We start from the raw sequence: 16,607 nt of genomic DNA, 5'->3' as shown, positions 1-16,607 counted from the left end.
TACCGCTTCATGAGGCTCCCGACTCCACGGCCCGCCGGGGGCCGTGCCCCCATTGGCTCCAAAGAGCCCCCGATAGCGCCAGAAGGGGCCCATGGAGCCCCCTGAGCGAGTCCCGGCTCACTCCCCCCGACGGCGGATCTTGTTCCCCAGCCACACCAACGGGTCGTACTTGCGGTCCGCCGCCCGCTCCTTCAGCGGTATCAGCGCGTTGTCGGTGATCTTTATGTGCTCCGGGCAGACCTCCGTGCAGCACTTCGTGATGTTGCAGTACCCCAGGCCGTGCTCCTCCTGCGCGCTCCGCTTCCGGTCGACGCCCATCTCGTCCGCCGCGTCCAGCGGGTGCATGTCCAGCTCGGCGACGCGCATCAGGAAGCGGGGGCCCGCGAAGGCGGCCTTGTTCTCCTCGTGGTCACGCACCACATGGCACGTGTCCTGGCACAGGAAGCACTCGATGCACTTACGGAACTCCTGCGAGCGGCCCACGTCCTCCTGGCGCATCCGGTACTCGCCCGCCTTCAGATCCGCGGGCGGCACGAACGCCGGGATCTCGCGCGCCTTCGCGTAGTTGAAGGACACGTCCGTCACCAGGTCCCGTACGACCGGGAAAGCGCGCAGCGGCGTCACGGTCACCGTCTCGTCCTGGCCGAAGACCGACATCCGCGTCATGCACAGCAGCCGCGGCCGGCCGTTGATCTCGGCGCTGCACGAACCGCACTTGCCCGCCTTGCAGTTCCACCGGACGGCCAGGTCGGGGGCCTGGGTGGCCTGGAGGCGGTGGATGATGTCGAGGACCACCTCGCCCTCGTTGACGGCGATCTCGAAGTCCTTCAGGCCCCCGCCGTCCGCATCACCCCGCCACACCTTGAAGTGGGCCTGATAGCTCACGGTGTCAGCTCCTCGTCCGTCAGGTACTTCGCCAGTTCGTCCCGCTCGAAGAGGGCGAGCAGATCGGGCCGGATGGGCGGCGACTCGCGCCGCTCCAGAGCGATCTGGCCGAGCGCCGGGTCCGCCGGCGCCGGCTCGGCGCCGTCGGCGCCCGCGTGCCCGGCGGTGAACCGGCACACCAGATTGGCCCGGCGCCACCGCCGGTCCATCTCCGGGTAGTCGTCGCGGGTGTGCCCGCCCCGGCTCTCCGTGCGCTCCAGGGCCGCGCGCGCCACGCACTCGCTGACCAGCAGCATGTTCCGCAGATCGATGGACAGGTGCCAGCCCGGGTTGAACTGCCGGTGCCCCTCGACGCCCGTACGCCGCGCCCGCCCCCGCAGATTGGCGAGCCGGTGCAGCGCCTCCCGCATCTCCGGAGCCTTGCGGATGATGCCCACCAGGTCGTTCATGGCCTGCTGGAGCTCCTGGTGCAGGGTGTACGGGTTCTCGGCCGGGCCCTGCGCGTGCGGGCCGGAGCCGCCCTCGGCGCTGAACGGGCGCAGCGCCTCGGCCGCCGCCGCGTCGATGTCCGGGCCGGCCGGTACGGGCCGGTCGCCGCCGGTCAGCGAGGCCGCGTACTGGGCCGCGTACAGCCCGGCGCGGCGGCCGAAGACCAGCAGGTCGGAGAGGGAGTTGCCGCCGAGCCGGTTGGAGCCGTGCATGCCGCCCGCGACCTCGCCCGCCGCGAAGAGACCGGGCACGCCGGCCGCGGCGGCCGTGTCGGGGTCGACGTCCACGCCGCCCATCACGTAGTGGCAGGTGGGGCCGACCTCCATCGCCTCGGCGGTGATGTCGACGTCCGCCAGCTCCTTGAACTGGTGGTGCATGGACGGCAGCCGGCGCTTGATGACCTCGGCGGGCATACGGGTGGAGACGTCCAGGAAGACACCGCCGTGCGGGGTGCCACGGCCCGCCTTGACCTCGGAGTTGATGGCGCGGGCCACCTCGTCGCGGGGGAGCAGCTCGGGCGGGCGGCGGTTGTGGTCGGGGTCCTCGTACCAGCGGTCGCCCTCTTCCTCCGACTGCGCGTACTTCTCCTTGAACACGTCCGGGACGTACCCGAACATGAACCGGTCGCCCTCGCTGTTGCGCAGCACCCCGCCGTCCCCGCGCACGGACTCGGTGACGAGGATGCCCTTCACGGACGGCGGCCAGACCATGCCGGTCGGGTGGAACTGCACGAACTCCATGTTGATGAGCGGGGCCCCCGCGAGCAGCGCCAGCGCGTGCCCGTCGCCCGTGTACTCCCAGGAGTTGGACGTCACCTTGAAGGACTTGCCGATGCCGCCGGTGGCCAGCACGACCGCCGGCGTCTCGATGACGAAGAAGCGGCCCGACTCGCGTTCGTACCCGAAGACGCCGGCGACCCGGTCGTCCTCCTTGAGCACCCGGGTGACCGTGCACTCCTGGAAGACCTTCAGCCGCGCCTCGTAGTCGCCGAATTCGCGGAAGTCCTCCTGCTGAAGGCCGACGATCTTCTGCTGGAGGGTGCGGATCAGCTCCAGCCCCGTACGGTCCCCTACGTGCGCGAGGCGCGGGTACTCGTGTCCGCCGAAGTTGCGCTGGGATATTCGCCCGTCGGCCGTACGGTCGAAGAGCGCGCCCCAGGTCTCCAGCTCCCACACCCGGTCGGGCGCCTCGCGCGCGTGCAGCTCCGCCATCCGCCACTGGTTGAGGAACTTCCCGCCGCGCATCGTGTCGCGGAAGTGCACCTGCCAGTTGTCGCCCTCGTTGACGTTGCCCATGCTGGCGGCGATGCCGCCCTCGGCCATCACCGTATGGGCCTTGCCGAACAGGGACTTGCAGATCACCGCGGTCCGCATGCCCTGCTCACGCGCCTCGATCGCGGCCCGCAGCCCGGCGCCGCCCGCGCCGACCACGACCACGTCCCAGCTCTGCCGCTCCTCGTGCGTCATCAGATGCGCCCCATCAGAAGAACCTCGGATCGTCGAATACGCCGCTCGCCACCAGGTACACATAGAGGTCGGCCGCCATCACGCTCACCAGCGACGCCCAGGCCAACAACATGTGACGGTCATTCAGCTTGCCTGCCCAGCCCCACAGCCGGTAGCGCACCGGATGCTTGGAGAAGTGCTTGAGCCGGCCGCCGACGATGTGCCGGCAGGAGTGGCAGGAGAGCGTGTACGCCCAGATCAGCGTGATGTTGGCGAGCAGCACCAGCGTGCCCAGCCCCATGTGGCCCCACGCGCCCCGCTCGTCACGGAAGCCGAGGGCGGTGTCATAGGTCAGGATCAGCGCGACGATCACCGCGAAGTAGTAGAAGTAGCGGTGGACGTTCTGGAGGATCAGCGGGAACCGGGACTCGCCGCCGTACTTCTTGTGCGGCTCGGCCACCGCGCAGGCGGGCGGTGACGCCCAGAAGCTGCGGTAGTACGCCTTGCGGTAGTAGTAGCAGGTCAGCCGGAAGCCCAGCGGGAAGATCAGGATCAGCAGGGCGGGGGACAGGCCCCACCACGCGCCGAAGATCTCCCAGTCCGCGCCGCCCTTCATGGGCACGCAGTTCTCCGCGACGCAGGGCGAGTAGAACGGGGACACGTAAGGCGCCGCGTAGTAGTCGTCACCGGCGAAGGCCCGCCAGGTCGAGTAGACGACGAAGACGAGCAGCCCGGCCGCGGTGACGGCGGGCGCCAGCCACCAGCGGTCCGTGCGCAGATGGCGGGCCGGGATCGCGGCGCGCGACGCGTGGTGGACGCCGCGCGCGGGTATATCGCCGGGCGTGACTTCGGGGTCGGTACCAGTGGTCAAGGGGAACTCCGGAAGGAGTGGGGTGGAAGTCGGCGTACGGACTCGGGGCCGCCGCCCGCTACGGAGCCCTGCGGTCGCATGACCCGAGGCCCTCGTCCTCGGCGCCCGCCCACAGTGAGCTGTCGTACGGCGCGTCGGGGATGGGCACCATCACGGGCTTCGGCCGCTCCGGCGGTGCGCTCTCGCGCAGCAGGGCGACGCTCTCGCGCAGGTGGTCGGCGTCGGTGCGTACGCGCCTGATCTCCAGGGCGCCGCTGCCGACCCGCTGCTCCAGCCGGACCACGGACCGTACGAGGTCGTCGAGGCAGCGTTGTACAGCTGTCAACTCATCGTTCAGGGACATGACTTGCTCACACCTCCGCGCTGGCGGGTGGCGACGCTCATGCGACTGCGAGTGTTGCGCGTCACACCCCTCAAGGGGAAGAGAGCGTCCCGATCGCGCCTTCGCACCGGCGCATTCGGGGCGCGGCGCGCGGACCCGCACGGCCGGTCCGCGCCCTGGTGGCACCGCCTTTACGGCCACCGGGGCACCGTCACGGCGCGTCATCGCAAACCATTAGCGCCCCCTGCGCCCCACCACGCGCCCCTCGGCCGCGCCCCTCCACGCCCCCGCGCACCTCTTCTTCGCACCCCTGTGCGCGCCCGTCCTGTTCGTCCAGCCGGGTGGCTTGCCGCCCCGCCCCGACGTGTCGGCGCGCCTTCGACCGGACCGTCGCCTTCAGTGGCTGGCAGTACATGTGATCAGCGGCACATTAAGCCGAATGTGCCGCATACGTCCGGGGCCCCGGGCCCCAGCCGGGGCCGGGGACCCGGCACCGCAGCAGCCAGCCAGTGAACGAACCAACCCGGCCGCGTCGCAGGAGGCCGGGCGGGTGAGCCCCGGAGGTACCAGCCATGCCCCACCACGGCGTCCCGAGAGGCACCGCACCCCGCACCGGATCCGGCCGCCGAGCCCGCGGGCAGCGCCGCGCCGCGCTGCTGACGGCCGGCGCGCTGCTCCCACTGGCCGGCTGCGGCTCGGGCGGGGGCGCCACCGCCGCGCACCCGGCCCCGATGGACGTGGCGCGGACGGCCCGTGTCGACGTCGCCGACCGGGGCACCCTGCGCTGGGCCGTGGACGAGCTGCCCGGCACCTTCAACGCCTTCCAGGCCGACGCCGACGCCGGCACCGAGCGCGTCGCCGGGGCCGTGCTGCCCGCCCTGTTCACCCTCGACCAGAGCGGCCGGCCCCGGCGCAACCCCGACTACTTGCGGAGCGCCGAGACCGTCGAGCGCGAGCCCAAGCAGATCGTCGTCTACAAGCTCAACCCGAAAGCGGTCTGGAGCGACGGCCGCGCCCTCGGCGCCGCCGACTTCGCGGCCCAGTGGAAGGCGCTGCGGGGCAAGGACCACGGGTACTGGACGGCCCGCAACGCCGGCTACGACCGGATCGAGAAGGTCGAGGAGGGCGCCAAGCCGCACGAGGTCAAGGTCACCTTCGCCCGGCCGTACGCCGACTGGGCGGGGCTCTTCACGCCGCTCTACCCGCAGAGCGTGATGGGCGCCCCGGACGCCTTCAACGACGGCGCCCGCAAGGGGCTCAAGGCCGCGGCCGGCCCCTTCGAGATCGCGGGCCGCGACACCGGCGCGGGCACCCTGACCCTCGCCCGCAACCCGAAGTGGTGGGGCGACCGCGCCAAGCTCGACAAGATCGTCCTGCGGGCCGTGCTGCGCGAGCGGCGCGCCGCCGGGCTGACCGCGGACACGATCGACCTCGCGGCCGTCGACCCGGCCACCGCCGCGAGCATCACCGCCGCCCACAAGCCGGCCGGGCGCAACCGCGGGGGCGCCGCCGGGCCGCCCGCCGAGGGGCTGGGCGGGCACGCCGCGGCGGCCGCGATGCGGGCCTGGGCCGAGGCGCACGGCACGCCGGAGGCGCGCGAGAAGGCCGCCGCCGACGCCAGGGCCCAGCGCGCGGCGACCGCCCGCACGACGGCGCTCCGCGCCTACACCATCCGCAAGTCCCTGGAGCCCGCCTACACCCAGCTGGCGCTCAACGGCGCGTCCGGGCCGCTCGCCGACGAGCGGGTCCGGCGGGCCGTCGCCCGCGCGATCGACCGCAAGGGGCTCGCCGCCGCGGCGCTCGGCCCGCTGGGGCTGCCCTCGAAGCCGCTCGGCAGCCATCTGCTGATGGCGGGCCAGCAGGGGTACGAGGACCACAGCGGCGCGATCGGCGGCGAGGACGCGCAGGCGGCGCAGGCCCTGCTCGCCGACGCGGGCTGGCAGTCGCACGGCGGCCCGATCGGGCCGAGGAAGGCCGGCGGCGACGCCAAGACGGACGCGGGCGCCGGCACCGACACCAAGGCCGGCGGAGACAGCGACGGCGGCAAGGACCAGGTCCACGGCCGGTCCGGCCCTGAAGGACTTCACAGTTCAGACGGCCCGGCAGGCCCCAAGGGGCCCGACAGCCCCGGCGGCGCCCATGGCCCCAAGGACCCCAAGGACCCCAAGGACCCCAAGGCCGCCGAGGACGCGGGCGCCGGGCGGAGCAAGGCCATCGCCGCCCCGGTCCGTATGAAGAACGGGCAGAAGCTCACCCTCCGCTTCGTCCTGCCGCGCGGCGCCGCCGCCGAACCGCTGCGCGCCGTCGGCGACCGCATCGCCCGCAGCCTGGACGCGATCGGGGTGCGCACGGAGATCACCAAGGTCTCCGACGACAGCTACTTCAAGGACCACATCGCCTCGGGCGGCTACGACCTGGCCCTGTACTCCTGGCCCGCCACCGCCTACCCGGCGACCGACGCCCGCCCCATCTTCGCCAAGCCGCAGCCCGCCCCCGACGGCTCGCTGCTCGTCGAGCAGAACTACACCAGGGTCGGCACCGACCAGATCGACCAGCTCTTCGACCAGGCCGCCGCGGAGCTGGACGCCGGCGCGTCCCGGGATCTCGTCGAGCGCGCGGACGCCCGTATCTGGGCGGCGGCCGGCTCGATCCCGCTCTACCAGCGCCCCGAGCTGATCGCCGCGAAGTCCGAGATCGCCAACGCCGGGGCCTTCGGCTTCGCCACCCCCCGGTACCAGGACATCGGCTTCCGGAAGTGAGCCACGACGGGTGCACGACGGGTGCACGACGGGTGTGAGAGGCCGTGATGACTGGTATACCCGCAGGCCAGGGCAGGTGCGTACGGGCTGGGGCGGCCGGAGTCACGACGGCCACGTACCATGGGGTGAGGCCGTGGCGTGATCTGCCCGGCAGGCACGCGTACCGGACCGTACGCGCCGCCACCCACGATTCCGGGAGAAGCGCCGCAAGTATGCCCACGCGCCACGACATTCGTAACGTAGCCATCGTCGCCCACGTCGACCACGGCAAGACGACCCTCGTCGATGCCATGCTGAAGCAGGCCGGCGCCTTCGCGGCCCATCAGCACCTCGACGAACGCATGATGGACTCGAACGACCTTGAGCGCGAGAAGGGCATCACCATTCTCGCGAAGAACACCGCCGTGAAGTACCACCCCAAGGGCGGCGGTGATGTGATCACCATCAACATCATCGACACCCCCGGCCACGCCGACTTCGGCGGCGAGGTCGAGCGCGGCCTGTCCATGGTGGACGCGGTCGTGCTCCTGGTGGACGCCTCCGAGGGCCCGCTGCCGCAGACCCGCTTCGTGCTGCGCAAGGCGCTGGACGCCAAGCTGCCGGTCATCCTGTGCATCAACAAGACGGACCGCCCCGACTCCCGGATCGACGAGGTCGTCAACGAGACGTACGACCTCTTCCTCGACCTGGACGCGGACGAGGACCAGATCGAGTTCCCGATCGTCTACGCCTGCGCGCGTGACGGCATCGCCTCGCTGACCAAGCCGGACAACGGCACGGTCCCGGCGGACAGCGACTCCCTGGAGCCGTTCTTCTCCACCATCCTGGGCACCGTCCCGGCCCCGGAGTACGACGCGGGCGCGCCGCTCCAGGCCCACGTCACCAACCTGGACGCCGACAACTTCCTCGGCCGTATCGCGCTCTGCCGCGTCGAGCAGGGCGAGCTGCGCAAGGGCCAGCAGGTCGCGTGGATGAAGCGTGACGGCTCGATCCAGAGCGTCAAGATCACCGAGCTGCTGATGACCGAGGCGCTCACCCGCAAGCCGGCCGAGGTGGCCGGGCCGGGCGACATCTGCGCCGTCGCGGGCATCCCGGACATCATGATCGGCGAGACGCTGGCCGACCCCGAGAACCCCGTCGCGCTGCCGCTCATCACGGTCGACGAGCCGGCGATCTCCATGACCATCGGCACCAACACCTCGCCGCTGGTCGGCAAGGGTGGCAAGGGCCACAAGGTCACCGCCCGCATGGTCAAGGACCGCCTCGACAAGGAGCTCATCGGCAATGTGTCGCTGAACGTCCTGGACACCGAGCGCCCCGACACCTGGGAGGTGCAGGGCCGCGGTGAGCTGGCGCTGGCCATCCTGGTCGAGACCATGCGCCGGGAGGGCTTCGAGTTGACCGTCGGCAAGCCGCAGGTGGTCACCAAGGAGATCAACGGCAAGCTCCACGAGCCGACCGAGCGCATGACCATCGACTGCCCCGAGGAGTACCTCGGCGCGATCACGCAGCTGATGGCCACCCGCAAGGGCCGCATGGAGACCATGACGAACCACGGCTCCGGCTGGGTCCGCATGGAGTTCGTCGTCCCCGCCCGCGGCCTGATCGGCTTCCGCACGGAGTTCCTCACGGACACCCGCGGCACCGGCATCGCGCACTCCATCTTCGAGGGCCACGAGCCGTGGTTCGGCGACCTGCGGACCCGTAACAACGGCTCGCTGGTGGCGGACCGGGCGGGCGTCGTGACGCCGTTCGCGATGATCAACCTCCAGGAGCGCGGCGTGATCTTCGTCGAGCCGACCACCGAGGTCTACGAGGGCATGATCATCGGTGAGAACTCGCGCTCCGACGACATGGACGTGAACATCACCAAGGAGAAGAAGCTCACCAACATGCGCGCCGCGTCCGCGGACACCACCGAGAACGTGGTGCCGCCGCGCAAGCTCTCGCTGGAGCAGTCCCTGGAGTTCTGCCGCGAGGACGAGTGCATCGAGGTGACCCCGGAGACGGTCCGCATCCGCAAGGTCGTCCTGGACCAGAAGGAGCGCGGCCGCGCCGCCTCCCGCGCCAAGCGCTGACGCTTCGCGGCCGGCCGTAGCCGGCTTCGGCCCGTACGTACCGACGGCCCGGCATCCCGCATCGCGCGGGGTGCCGGGCCGTCGGCGTGACACCCGATCATGCGTTCGTCGCGCAAGGGAATTAAGGGCGGGTTGTGTTCGGATAACGGCGATCACTGTCCGAATGGAGTGCTAACAGTCCGTTTCGCGGCTGTCTGTCTGTGATGTGTTTGTCCGGATATCGGGTCTTCGCGCGTAACTGATGTGACCAAAGCGAGACCCTTTAAGTGTGGTTTACAGGCCGCCCGTACTTAATAGTTGGCTCCATTGAGCTCGGGTCAATGGGTCACGCGCTGTGGGGAGCGCCGACTCACGAGCACACTCGGGGCTCTCTTCGCGCGGCTGTCAGGGGTGTCAGCCAATGCTTTGGGAGCCCGTTTCATATCGACAGTGGACTCCTGAGGAGGCAAACCCATGCGCGGTGCAAAGAGCGCAGCCTGGGTCGCAGGTGCGATAGCCGTGGCGCTAACCGCGACGGCTTGCGGCGGCAGCAGCAAGGACAGCAGCGCCGGTGGCGCGGTGGACCCGAACGGCGTCTTCAGCTACCAGGGAGTCGAGCCGCAGCGCCCGTTGCAGCCCGCCAACGCCAACGAGGTCGGCGGCGGCCGCGTATTGGACAACCTCTTCCGGGGTCTCACCGAGTTCGACCCGAAGACCGGCAAGCTGAAGATGGCGGTCGCCGACAAGATCGAGACCAAGGACTCCCAGCACTTCACCGTCACGCTGAAGCCCGGCTGGACCTTCCACAACGGTGAGCCGGTCACCTCCAGCTCGTTCGTCGACGCCTGGAACTGGGGCGCCAACACCAAGAACGCTCAGATCAACAGCTCCTGGTTCGAGAACATCAAGGGCTACGAGGACGTCCACCCGGCCAGCGGCGACGCGAAGACCGACAAGATGTCAGGTCTGCAGGTGAAGGACGACAAGACCTTCACCATCGAGCTGACACAGCCGGTCTCGTACTTCCAGTACAAGCTGGGCTACGTGGCGCTCTCGCCGCTCCCCAAGGCGTTCTTCAAGGACCCGAAGGGCTTCGGCCAGAAGCCGGTCGGCAACGGTCCGTACCAGTTCGTCAGCTGGGACCACAACGTCAAGATCACGACGAAGCGCTACGAGAAGTACAAGGGCGATGACAAGGCCAAGAACGGCGGCGTCATCTTCAAGGTCTACCCGAAGCCCGAGGCCGCCTACCAGGACATCCTGTCCAACAACCTCGACACGCTGGACCAGGTCGACCCGACCGACCTCAGCAAGTACAAGCAGGACCTCGGCGACCGCGCGATCGACCAGCCGATGGCCGGCACCGTCAACATCGGCTTCGCGATGTACGACAAGGACTGGGACGGCGTCGACAAGGCCAAGGTCCGCCAGGGTCTGTCGATGGCCATCGACCGCAAGAGCATCGGCGAGAAGGTCCTCCAGGGCTCCCGCGAGCCCGCGACCGGCTTCGTCGCGCCCGGCACCGTCGGCTACGAGAAGAACGACAGCGACGTCTTCAAGTTCGACGCCGCCAAGGCCAAGCAGTACATCAAGGACGGCGGCGGCGTCCCCGGCAACAAGCTCACCGTGCTGTACAACAGCGACGGCGGGCACCAGGGCTGGGTCGACGCGGTGTGCAACTCCATCACCCAGTCCACGGGCATCGCCTGCGAGGGCCACCCGAAGCCGGACTTCAAGACCGCCCGTGACCTGATCACGGAGAAGAAGCTCAAGGCCGGCGACATGTACCGCACCGGCTGGCAGGCGGACTACCCGCACATCGCCAGCTTCCTCTCGGACGTCTTCCGCACCGGAGCGGCCTCCAACGACTCCGGCTACAGCAGCAAGGAGTTCGACGCCGCGGCGGACAAGGCCGACAAGGCCAAGACGCCCGAGGAGTCGGCGAAGCTGTACGGCGAGGCGGAGAAGATCCTTGAGAAGGACATGCCGCAGATCCCGCTCTGGTACTACAAGTCCAACGCCGGCTACTCGACGCATGTCAAGAACGTGACCTACGACTGGATCGGCCAGCCGGTCTGGACGCAGGTCGAGGTTCTCAAGAAGTAAGTCCGACCGGCCAACCGCGCGGCGATGCGCGAACGCCGCCGTTAGCGGTCAGACAGATCGCGCGGCTGCCGTCGACTCCCTGCCCGACAGGGGGCCGACGGCAGCCGCGCCGATCGCATTGGAGGAACGATGGGGCGTTATATCCTTCGACGCCTGCTCCAGATGATCCCGGTGTTCATCGGCACCACATTGATCATCTTCTTGATGGTGTACGCGCTGCCCGGCGACCCCGTGAAGGCGCTGTTCGGCGACAAGGCCGCGGACCCCGCCACCGTCGCCCAGCTCAAGCACCAATTCGGCTTGGACAAGTCACTGCTGGAGCAGTACTGGACGTACCTGACCAACCTGGTCCAGGGCGACCTCGGGATGAGCTTCAGCCAGCGTGACGTGACGGACATCCTGACGGACGCCATCCCCGTGACCATCCGGCTCGCGCTCGTGGCGTTTGTCATCGAGATCGTGGTCGGCATCGGTCTCGGCATGCTCGCCGGCCTCAAGCGCGGCAAGCTCATCGACCAGCTGGTCCTTGTCGTCACCCTCGTGGTGATCGCCATTCCGGTCTTCGTGCTCGGCTATGTCGCCCAGTCGGTGCTCGGCAACGAACTGCATCTGGTCGATCCGACGGTCAACGACTCGAACGACCTGAGTCAGCTGCTGCTGCCCGGCATCGTGCTCGCGTCGGTCTCCCTCGCGTACGTATCGAGACTGACCCGGACGAGCATCGCGGAGAACATCCGCGCGGACTACATCCGCACCGCCATCGCCAAGGGCATGCCCAAGCGTCGCGTGGTCGGCATCCACCTCATGCGCAACTCGCTCATCCCCGTGGTCACCTTCCTCGGCACCGACTTGGGCGCGCTCATGGGCGGCGCCATCGTGACGGAAGGCATCTTCAACGTCCAGGGAATCGGCAATACGCTCTACAGGGCAGTCCTCCAAGCCGACGGCCCTCTCGTGGTCGGCCTCGTCACGTTCCTGGTCGTCGTCTACCTCGTCGCCAGCCTGCTGGTCGACCTGCTCTACGCCGTTCTGGACCCGAGGATTCGCTATGTCTGACACCAGTGGCATCACGAGCCCGAGCCACGCCTCCTCTGCGGGCGACTACGCCGCACAGGAGGAGGTGGCGCGCCAGAGCGGCAGCGCGCCAGAGCCTTCGGAGCCCAAGAAGGACCAGGCCAAGAGCCTGTGGGCCAACGCCTGGCAGGACCTGCGGCGGCGGCCCGTCTTCATCGTCTCCGGCGTCATCATCGTGCTGCTGATCGTCATCGCCATCGCGCCGTCCCTGTTCACCAGCACGAACCCGAAGCCGGGCGACCTCGCCCACTTCATGCAGAAGCCGAAGTTCGGCCACTTCTTCGAGGCCGACTGGTTCGGCTACGACAGTCAGGGCCGCAGCATCTACGCCCGCGTGATCTACGGCGCCCGCGCCTCGATGACCGTCGGCGTGTTCGCCACGCTCTTCGTGACGATCTTCGGCGGGCTGATCGGCATCATCGCCGGCTACTTCGGCGGCTGGGTCGACGCCCTGCTCTCGCGGCTGACCGACATTTTCTTCGGCATCCCGATCCTGCTCGGCTCGCTCGTCCTGCTTCAGGCGTTCGCCGGCCGTACGGCGTGGACCGTGGCGCTGGCGCTCGGCGCGCTGGGCTGGACGCAGGTCGCGCGCGTGATGCGCGGTTCGGTCATCACGGTCAAGCAGGCGGACTACGTGCAGGCGGCGCGGGCGCTCGGCGCCGGCAGCGGCCGCATCATCTTCAGGCACGTGCTGCCGAACGCCATCGCGCCCGTCATCGTCGTCGCCACCATCGCGCTCGGCATGTACATCTCGGCCGAGGCGACCCTGTCGTACATGGGCATCGGCATCCAGAACGGCATCTCATGGGGCGCCGACATCTCCGTCGCCTCCTCGCAGATCCGCAACTCCCTGCACGTACTCCTCTTCCCGGCGGGCTTCCTGACCGTGACCGTGCTGGCGTTCATCATGCTCGGCGACGCGGTCCGCGACGCCCTCGACCCCAAGCTGCGCTGAGGGAGGCGTACGTGACCACTATCGAAACACCCGCGAACGTCCCCGAGCCCACCGCCGACGACGGCACCCCGCTGCTCGAAGTCCGCGACCTGCATGTGGAGTTCCACACGCGGGACGGCGTCGTCAAGGCGATCAACGGCGTCAACTACTCCGTCTCCGCCGGTGAGACCCTCGCCGTCCTGGGCGAGTCCGGCTCCGGCAAGTCGGTGACCGCTCAGGCGGTCATGGGCATCCTCGACATGCCGCCCGGCAAGATCCCGCAGGGCGAGATCTTCTTCCGCGGCCAGGACATGCTCCGCATGTCCGACGAGGAGCGGCGCAAGATCCGTGGCCGCAAAATGGCGATGATCTTCCAGGACGCGCTCTCCGCACTGAACCCGGTGCTCAGCATCGGCTACCAGCTCGGCGAGATGTTCCGCGTCCACCAGGGCATGTCCCGCAAGGACGCCAAGGCCAAGTCCATCGAGCTGATGGACCGGGTGCGCATTCCCGCCGCCAAGGCGCGCGTGGGTGACTATCCGCACCAGTTCTCCGGCGGTATGCGCCAGCGCATCATGATCGCGATGGCGCTGGCGCTCGAACCGGACCTGATCATCGCGGACGAGCCGACCACGGCCCTCGACGTGACCGTGCAGGCGCAGATCATGGACCTGCTCGCGGAGCTTCAGCGCGAGTACAACATGGGGCTGATCCTGATCACCCACGACCTGGGTGTGGTGGCGGATGTCGCTGACAAGATCGCGGTGATGTACGCGGGCCGGATCGTGGAGACCGCGCCGGTGCACGAGCTGTACAAGCGGCCCGCGCACCCGTACACCCGCGGTCTGCTCGACTCGATCCCGCGCCTGGACCAGAAGGGCCAGGAGCTCTTCGCGATCAAGGGGCTGCCGCCCAACCTGCAGCACATCCCGCCCGGCTGTGCCTTCAACCCGCGCTGCACCATGGCGCAGGACGTCTGCCGCACCGATGTGCCCGTGCTGCACCAGGTGACGGAGCGGGACGGCGCCGAACTGGCCGGCCGCGGCAGCGCGTGCCACTTCTGGAAGGAGACGATCCATGGCTGAGATGAAGAAGAACGACGGGGCCGTGGCCGACTCGACACCGAGCGTCTCCGAGGTGGTCGCGAGCGACGCGAGCACCACCACCGAGGTGGAGGCCGTCCTCGACAAGCGCGTCGAGCGCGGCGAGCCGATCCTCCAGGTGCGGAACCTGGTCAAGCACTTCCCGCTGACCCAGGGCATCCTCTTCCGGCGGCAGGTCGGCGCGGTCAAGGCGGTCGACGGGATCTCCTTCGACCTCTACCAGGGCGAGACGCTGGGCATCGTCGGCGAGTCCGGCTGCGGCAAGTCCACGGTCGCCAAGCTGCTGATGACCCTGGAGAAGGCCACCGCCGGCGAGGTCTTCTACAAGGGCCAGGACATCACCAAGCTGTCCGGACGCGCACTGCACGCGGTGCGGCGCAACATCCAGATGGTCTTCCAGGACCCGTACACCTCGCTCAACCCGCGGATGACGGTCGGCGACATCATCGGGGAGCCGTACGAGATTCATCCGGAGGTCGCTCCGAAGGGCAGCCGCCGCCAGAAGGTGCAGGACCTGCTGGACGTTGTCGGGCTCAACCCCGAGTACATCAACCGGTACCCGCACCAGTTCTCCGGCGGCCAGCGGCAGCGCATCGGCATCGCCCGCGGCCTGGCGCTCAACCCGGAGATCATCATCTGCGACGAGCCCGTCTCGGCGCTGGACGTGTCCGTGCAGGCACAGGTCATCAACCTGATGGAGAAGCTCCAGGACGAGTTCAACCTCTCCTACCTCTTCATCGCGCACGACCTGTCCATCGTCCGGCACATCTCCGACCGGGTGGGCGTGATGTACCTCGGCAAGATGGCCGAGATCGGCAGCGACCTGGAGATCTACGAGCACCCGACGCACCCCTACACGCAGGCGCTGCTCTCCGCCGTCCCGGTGCCGGACCCGGACGCCCGTGAGGGACGCGAACGCATCATCCTGACCGGCGACGTCCCGTCCCCGGCCAACCCGCCGTCCGGCTGCCGCTTCCGCACGCGCTGCTGGAAGGCGGAGGACCGGTGCGCGGAGGAGGAGCCGCTGCTCGCGATCCCGACGAGGTTCGCGACGACGGACTCGCTGGCGTCGCACGAATCCGCGTGCCACTTCGCGGAGGAGAAGGACGTGGTGGGCGCGGCGTAGCGCTCCACGGCTGTCAATGGCCGCTCAACGTGTGTGGGGTTTCCGGGATTTACGGTCCGGGGAGCCCCACACGCGTTTGCGCACCGCCTTATCGGGGCTGCCGGGCCGCTCCCGTGACTCCGCCTTCTCGATCGTCACGTGTAGCGGACCGGCGCAGACCGCGCCGACGGCCGAGTGGGCCGTTCTTGGGCGGCGCCGCTGTGGGCCTGAACAGGCCGACGTCTGTGGTGAGTTGAGCGACGCTGGTGGGTGGGGTGCGGGGCCGCTAAGAAGGTAGTGGGGAGGGTGAATAGGGTGCGGGCATGACGGAGAGCGCGGCTGGTCCGGTGAGTTCGGTGAGCCTGGTGAGCCCGGTGGAGGCGCTGGTAGTGGTGGACGCCCAGGTGGCGTTCATGTCGGGCGAGGAAGCGGTGCCGGCGGCCGCAGAGCTGCTCGTACAGCTGAAGAGCCTCCTCACCAAGGCCCGCGAGATCGGCGCGCTGATCGTCCACCTCCAGAACGACGGAGCTCCGGGCACGGCCGACGAGCCGGGAACGCCGGGCTGGGAACTGCACTTTCCCGTCGGGACCGGCCCGCGCGAGACGGTGATCCGCAAGGCGGTGGACGACGGTTTCGAGGCGACCAGCCTCGGTGGCCTGCTGGCGGGGGAGGGGGTGCGGTCGCTGGCCGTCTGCGGCGTCATGTCGGAGATGTGCGTCCTGGCGACGGCACGCGCGGCCCTGGAACGCGACTACCGGGTGGTCCTGCCGCACGACGCGCACGCCACGTACGACATCCCGGCGGGCCCCGGCAGTGACGGTGTCCCCGCGGCGACGGCTTCGCGGGTGGCGGAGTGGGCACTGGGCGACGAGATCGAGATCGTGGCGAGGGCGTCGTCGGTGCCGTTCGCTGCGCGGTCTACGGTGCCGACGTCCGCAGAATGAACCACACCGCTTTGCCGGGCGACGTGGGGCCGTCCTCGTGGCTCTGCACGCCCCAGGAATCCGCACATGTCTGCACGAGCCCCAGCCCTCGCCCGTGCTCGTCCTCACCAGTGGGCGCATGCCGCTGCGGCAGGCCCGTACCGGTGTCCCAGACGGCGACGTGGAGGTCATGCGGGATCCAGTCGACGCTGACGTAGGCGTCGGTCTTGCTGTAGCGGTACGCGTTGGTCGCGAGCTCGGAGACCAGCAACTCGGCGGTATCGACGACGCAGTGGAGCCGTGCGGCTTTGAGAATGGCCCGAACCGTCGCCCTGACAATGCCGACCGCACGAGGGTCGTGCGGGATGAACAGGCCGTAGGACCAGGGTTCGTGGGGGTTGGGGGGCTCGTGGGGCTTGAGGGGCTCATTGGGCATGCGCATGGCAGCCTCCAGTTGAGTGCAGTCTGTGACTGAAGCCATACTTAAGGTAGCGTGAATGGTGTTACGGCTTCAACCCGCTCGGGAGCGGCGGG

At 69.2% G+C, this 16,607-nt stretch carries 13 protein-coding genes; 8 read left to right on the top strand and 5 right to left on the bottom strand.

Going from position 1 to position 16,607, the window contains the following annotated elements; genetic code table 11:
* Nucleotides 1-117: 117 nt before the first annotated feature.
* Genes AC07AB_RS15730 through AC07AB_RS15715 form a run of 4 tightly spaced genes read right to left on the bottom strand, consistent with a single transcriptional unit; the run spans nucleotide 118 to nucleotide 4,033 of the window.
* On the bottom strand, nucleotides 118-885 hold the full coding sequence (locus AC07AB_RS15730) for a succinate dehydrogenase/fumarate reductase iron-sulfur subunit (protein ID WP_478566103.1): 768 nt from the start codon (nucleotides 883-885) through the stop codon (nucleotides 118-120).
* The gene (locus AC07AB_RS15725) at nucleotides 882-2,840 is read right to left on the bottom strand and encodes a fumarate reductase/succinate dehydrogenase flavoprotein subunit (protein ID WP_478566100.1); all 1,959 of its coding nucleotides are present in this window, start codon (nucleotides 2,838-2,840) and stop codon (nucleotides 882-884) included. The genes AC07AB_RS15730 and AC07AB_RS15725 overlap by 4 nt, the downstream gene beginning before the upstream one ends.
* Nucleotides 2,841-2,853: 13 nt before the next feature.
* Nucleotides 2,854-3,690: a hypothetical protein gene (locus tag AC07AB_RS15720; protein WP_478566098.1), complete on the bottom strand. Its 837-nt coding sequence runs from the start codon at nucleotides 3,688-3,690 to the stop codon at nucleotides 2,854-2,856.
* Between the two features lie 58 nt (nucleotides 3,691-3,748).
* A complete protein-coding gene (locus tag AC07AB_RS15715; RefSeq protein ID WP_478566095.1) occupies nucleotides 3,749-4,033 on the bottom strand; it encodes a hypothetical protein in 285 nt (94 codons plus the stop codon).
* A gap of 551 nt (nucleotides 4,034-4,584) precedes the next feature.
* Between AC07AB_RS15715 and AC07AB_RS15710 the strand changes: the two genes are divergently transcribed.
* The 8 genes from AC07AB_RS15710 to AC07AB_RS15675 all read left to right on the top strand — a co-directional run bounded on the left by AC07AB_RS15710 (nucleotide 4,585) and on the right by AC07AB_RS15675 (nucleotide 16,094).
* Complete coding sequence (locus tag AC07AB_RS15710; RefSeq protein WP_478566092.1) at nucleotides 4,585-6,771, top strand: ABC transporter family substrate-binding protein; 2,187 nt, start codon at nucleotides 4,585-4,587, stop codon at nucleotides 6,769-6,771.
* Between the two features lie 212 nt (nucleotides 6,772-6,983).
* The gene (typA, locus tag AC07AB_RS15705; RefSeq protein ID WP_478566089.1) at nucleotides 6,984-8,849 is read left to right on the top strand and encodes a translational GTPase TypA; all 1,866 of its coding nucleotides are present in this window, start codon (nucleotides 6,984-6,986) and stop codon (nucleotides 8,847-8,849) included.
* Nucleotides 8,850-9,302: 453 nt separating this feature from the next.
* Complete coding sequence (locus tag AC07AB_RS15700) at nucleotides 9,303-10,934, top strand: peptide ABC transporter substrate-binding protein (protein WP_478566086.1); 1,632 nt, start codon at nucleotides 9,303-9,305, stop codon at nucleotides 10,932-10,934.
* A gap of 129 nt (nucleotides 10,935-11,063) precedes the next feature.
* Nucleotides 11,064-11,990 carry an ABC transporter permease gene (locus AC07AB_RS15695; protein ID WP_478566084.1) on the top strand — a complete coding sequence of 309 codons (927 nt, stop codon included), beginning with the start codon at nucleotides 11,064-11,066 and terminating at the stop codon, nucleotides 11,988-11,990.
* Nucleotides 11,983-12,963 (top strand): ABC transporter permease, encoded by a 981-nt coding sequence (locus AC07AB_RS15690; RefSeq protein WP_478566081.1) that lies wholly within the window; start codon nucleotides 11,983-11,985, stop codon nucleotides 12,961-12,963. The genes AC07AB_RS15695 and AC07AB_RS15690 overlap by 8 nt, the downstream gene beginning before the upstream one ends.
* A gap of 11 nt (nucleotides 12,964-12,974) precedes the next feature.
* Nucleotides 12,975-14,027, top strand: coding sequence for an ABC transporter ATP-binding protein (locus AC07AB_RS15685; RefSeq protein ID WP_478566078.1), 1,053 nt, complete (start codon nucleotides 12,975-12,977; stop codon nucleotides 14,025-14,027).
* The gene (locus AC07AB_RS15680; protein ID WP_478566075.1) at nucleotides 14,020-15,171 is read left to right on the top strand and encodes an ABC transporter ATP-binding protein; all 1,152 of its coding nucleotides are present in this window, start codon (nucleotides 14,020-14,022) and stop codon (nucleotides 15,169-15,171) included. The genes AC07AB_RS15685 and AC07AB_RS15680 overlap by 8 nt, the downstream gene beginning before the upstream one ends.
* Before the next feature lie 302 nt (nucleotides 15,172-15,473).
* On the top strand, nucleotides 15,474-16,094 hold the full coding sequence (locus AC07AB_RS15675) for an isochorismatase family protein (protein ID WP_478566072.1): 621 nt from the start codon (nucleotides 15,474-15,476) through the stop codon (nucleotides 16,092-16,094).
* Here AC07AB_RS15675 and AC07AB_RS15670 read toward each other — a convergent pair.
* Nucleotides 16,069-16,515, bottom strand: coding sequence for an ATP-binding protein (locus AC07AB_RS15670; RefSeq protein WP_478566069.1), 447 nt, complete (start codon nucleotides 16,513-16,515; stop codon nucleotides 16,069-16,071). The genes AC07AB_RS15675 and AC07AB_RS15670 overlap by 26 nt on opposite strands.
* Nucleotides 16,516-16,607 lie beyond the last annotated feature (92 nt).

It is taken from the genome of Streptomyces sp. NPDC044033 (genome assembly GCF_056434425.1).
The sequence above is the reverse complement of the archived record's forward strand: the minus strand, read 5'-3'. Positions and strand labels throughout refer to the sequence as shown.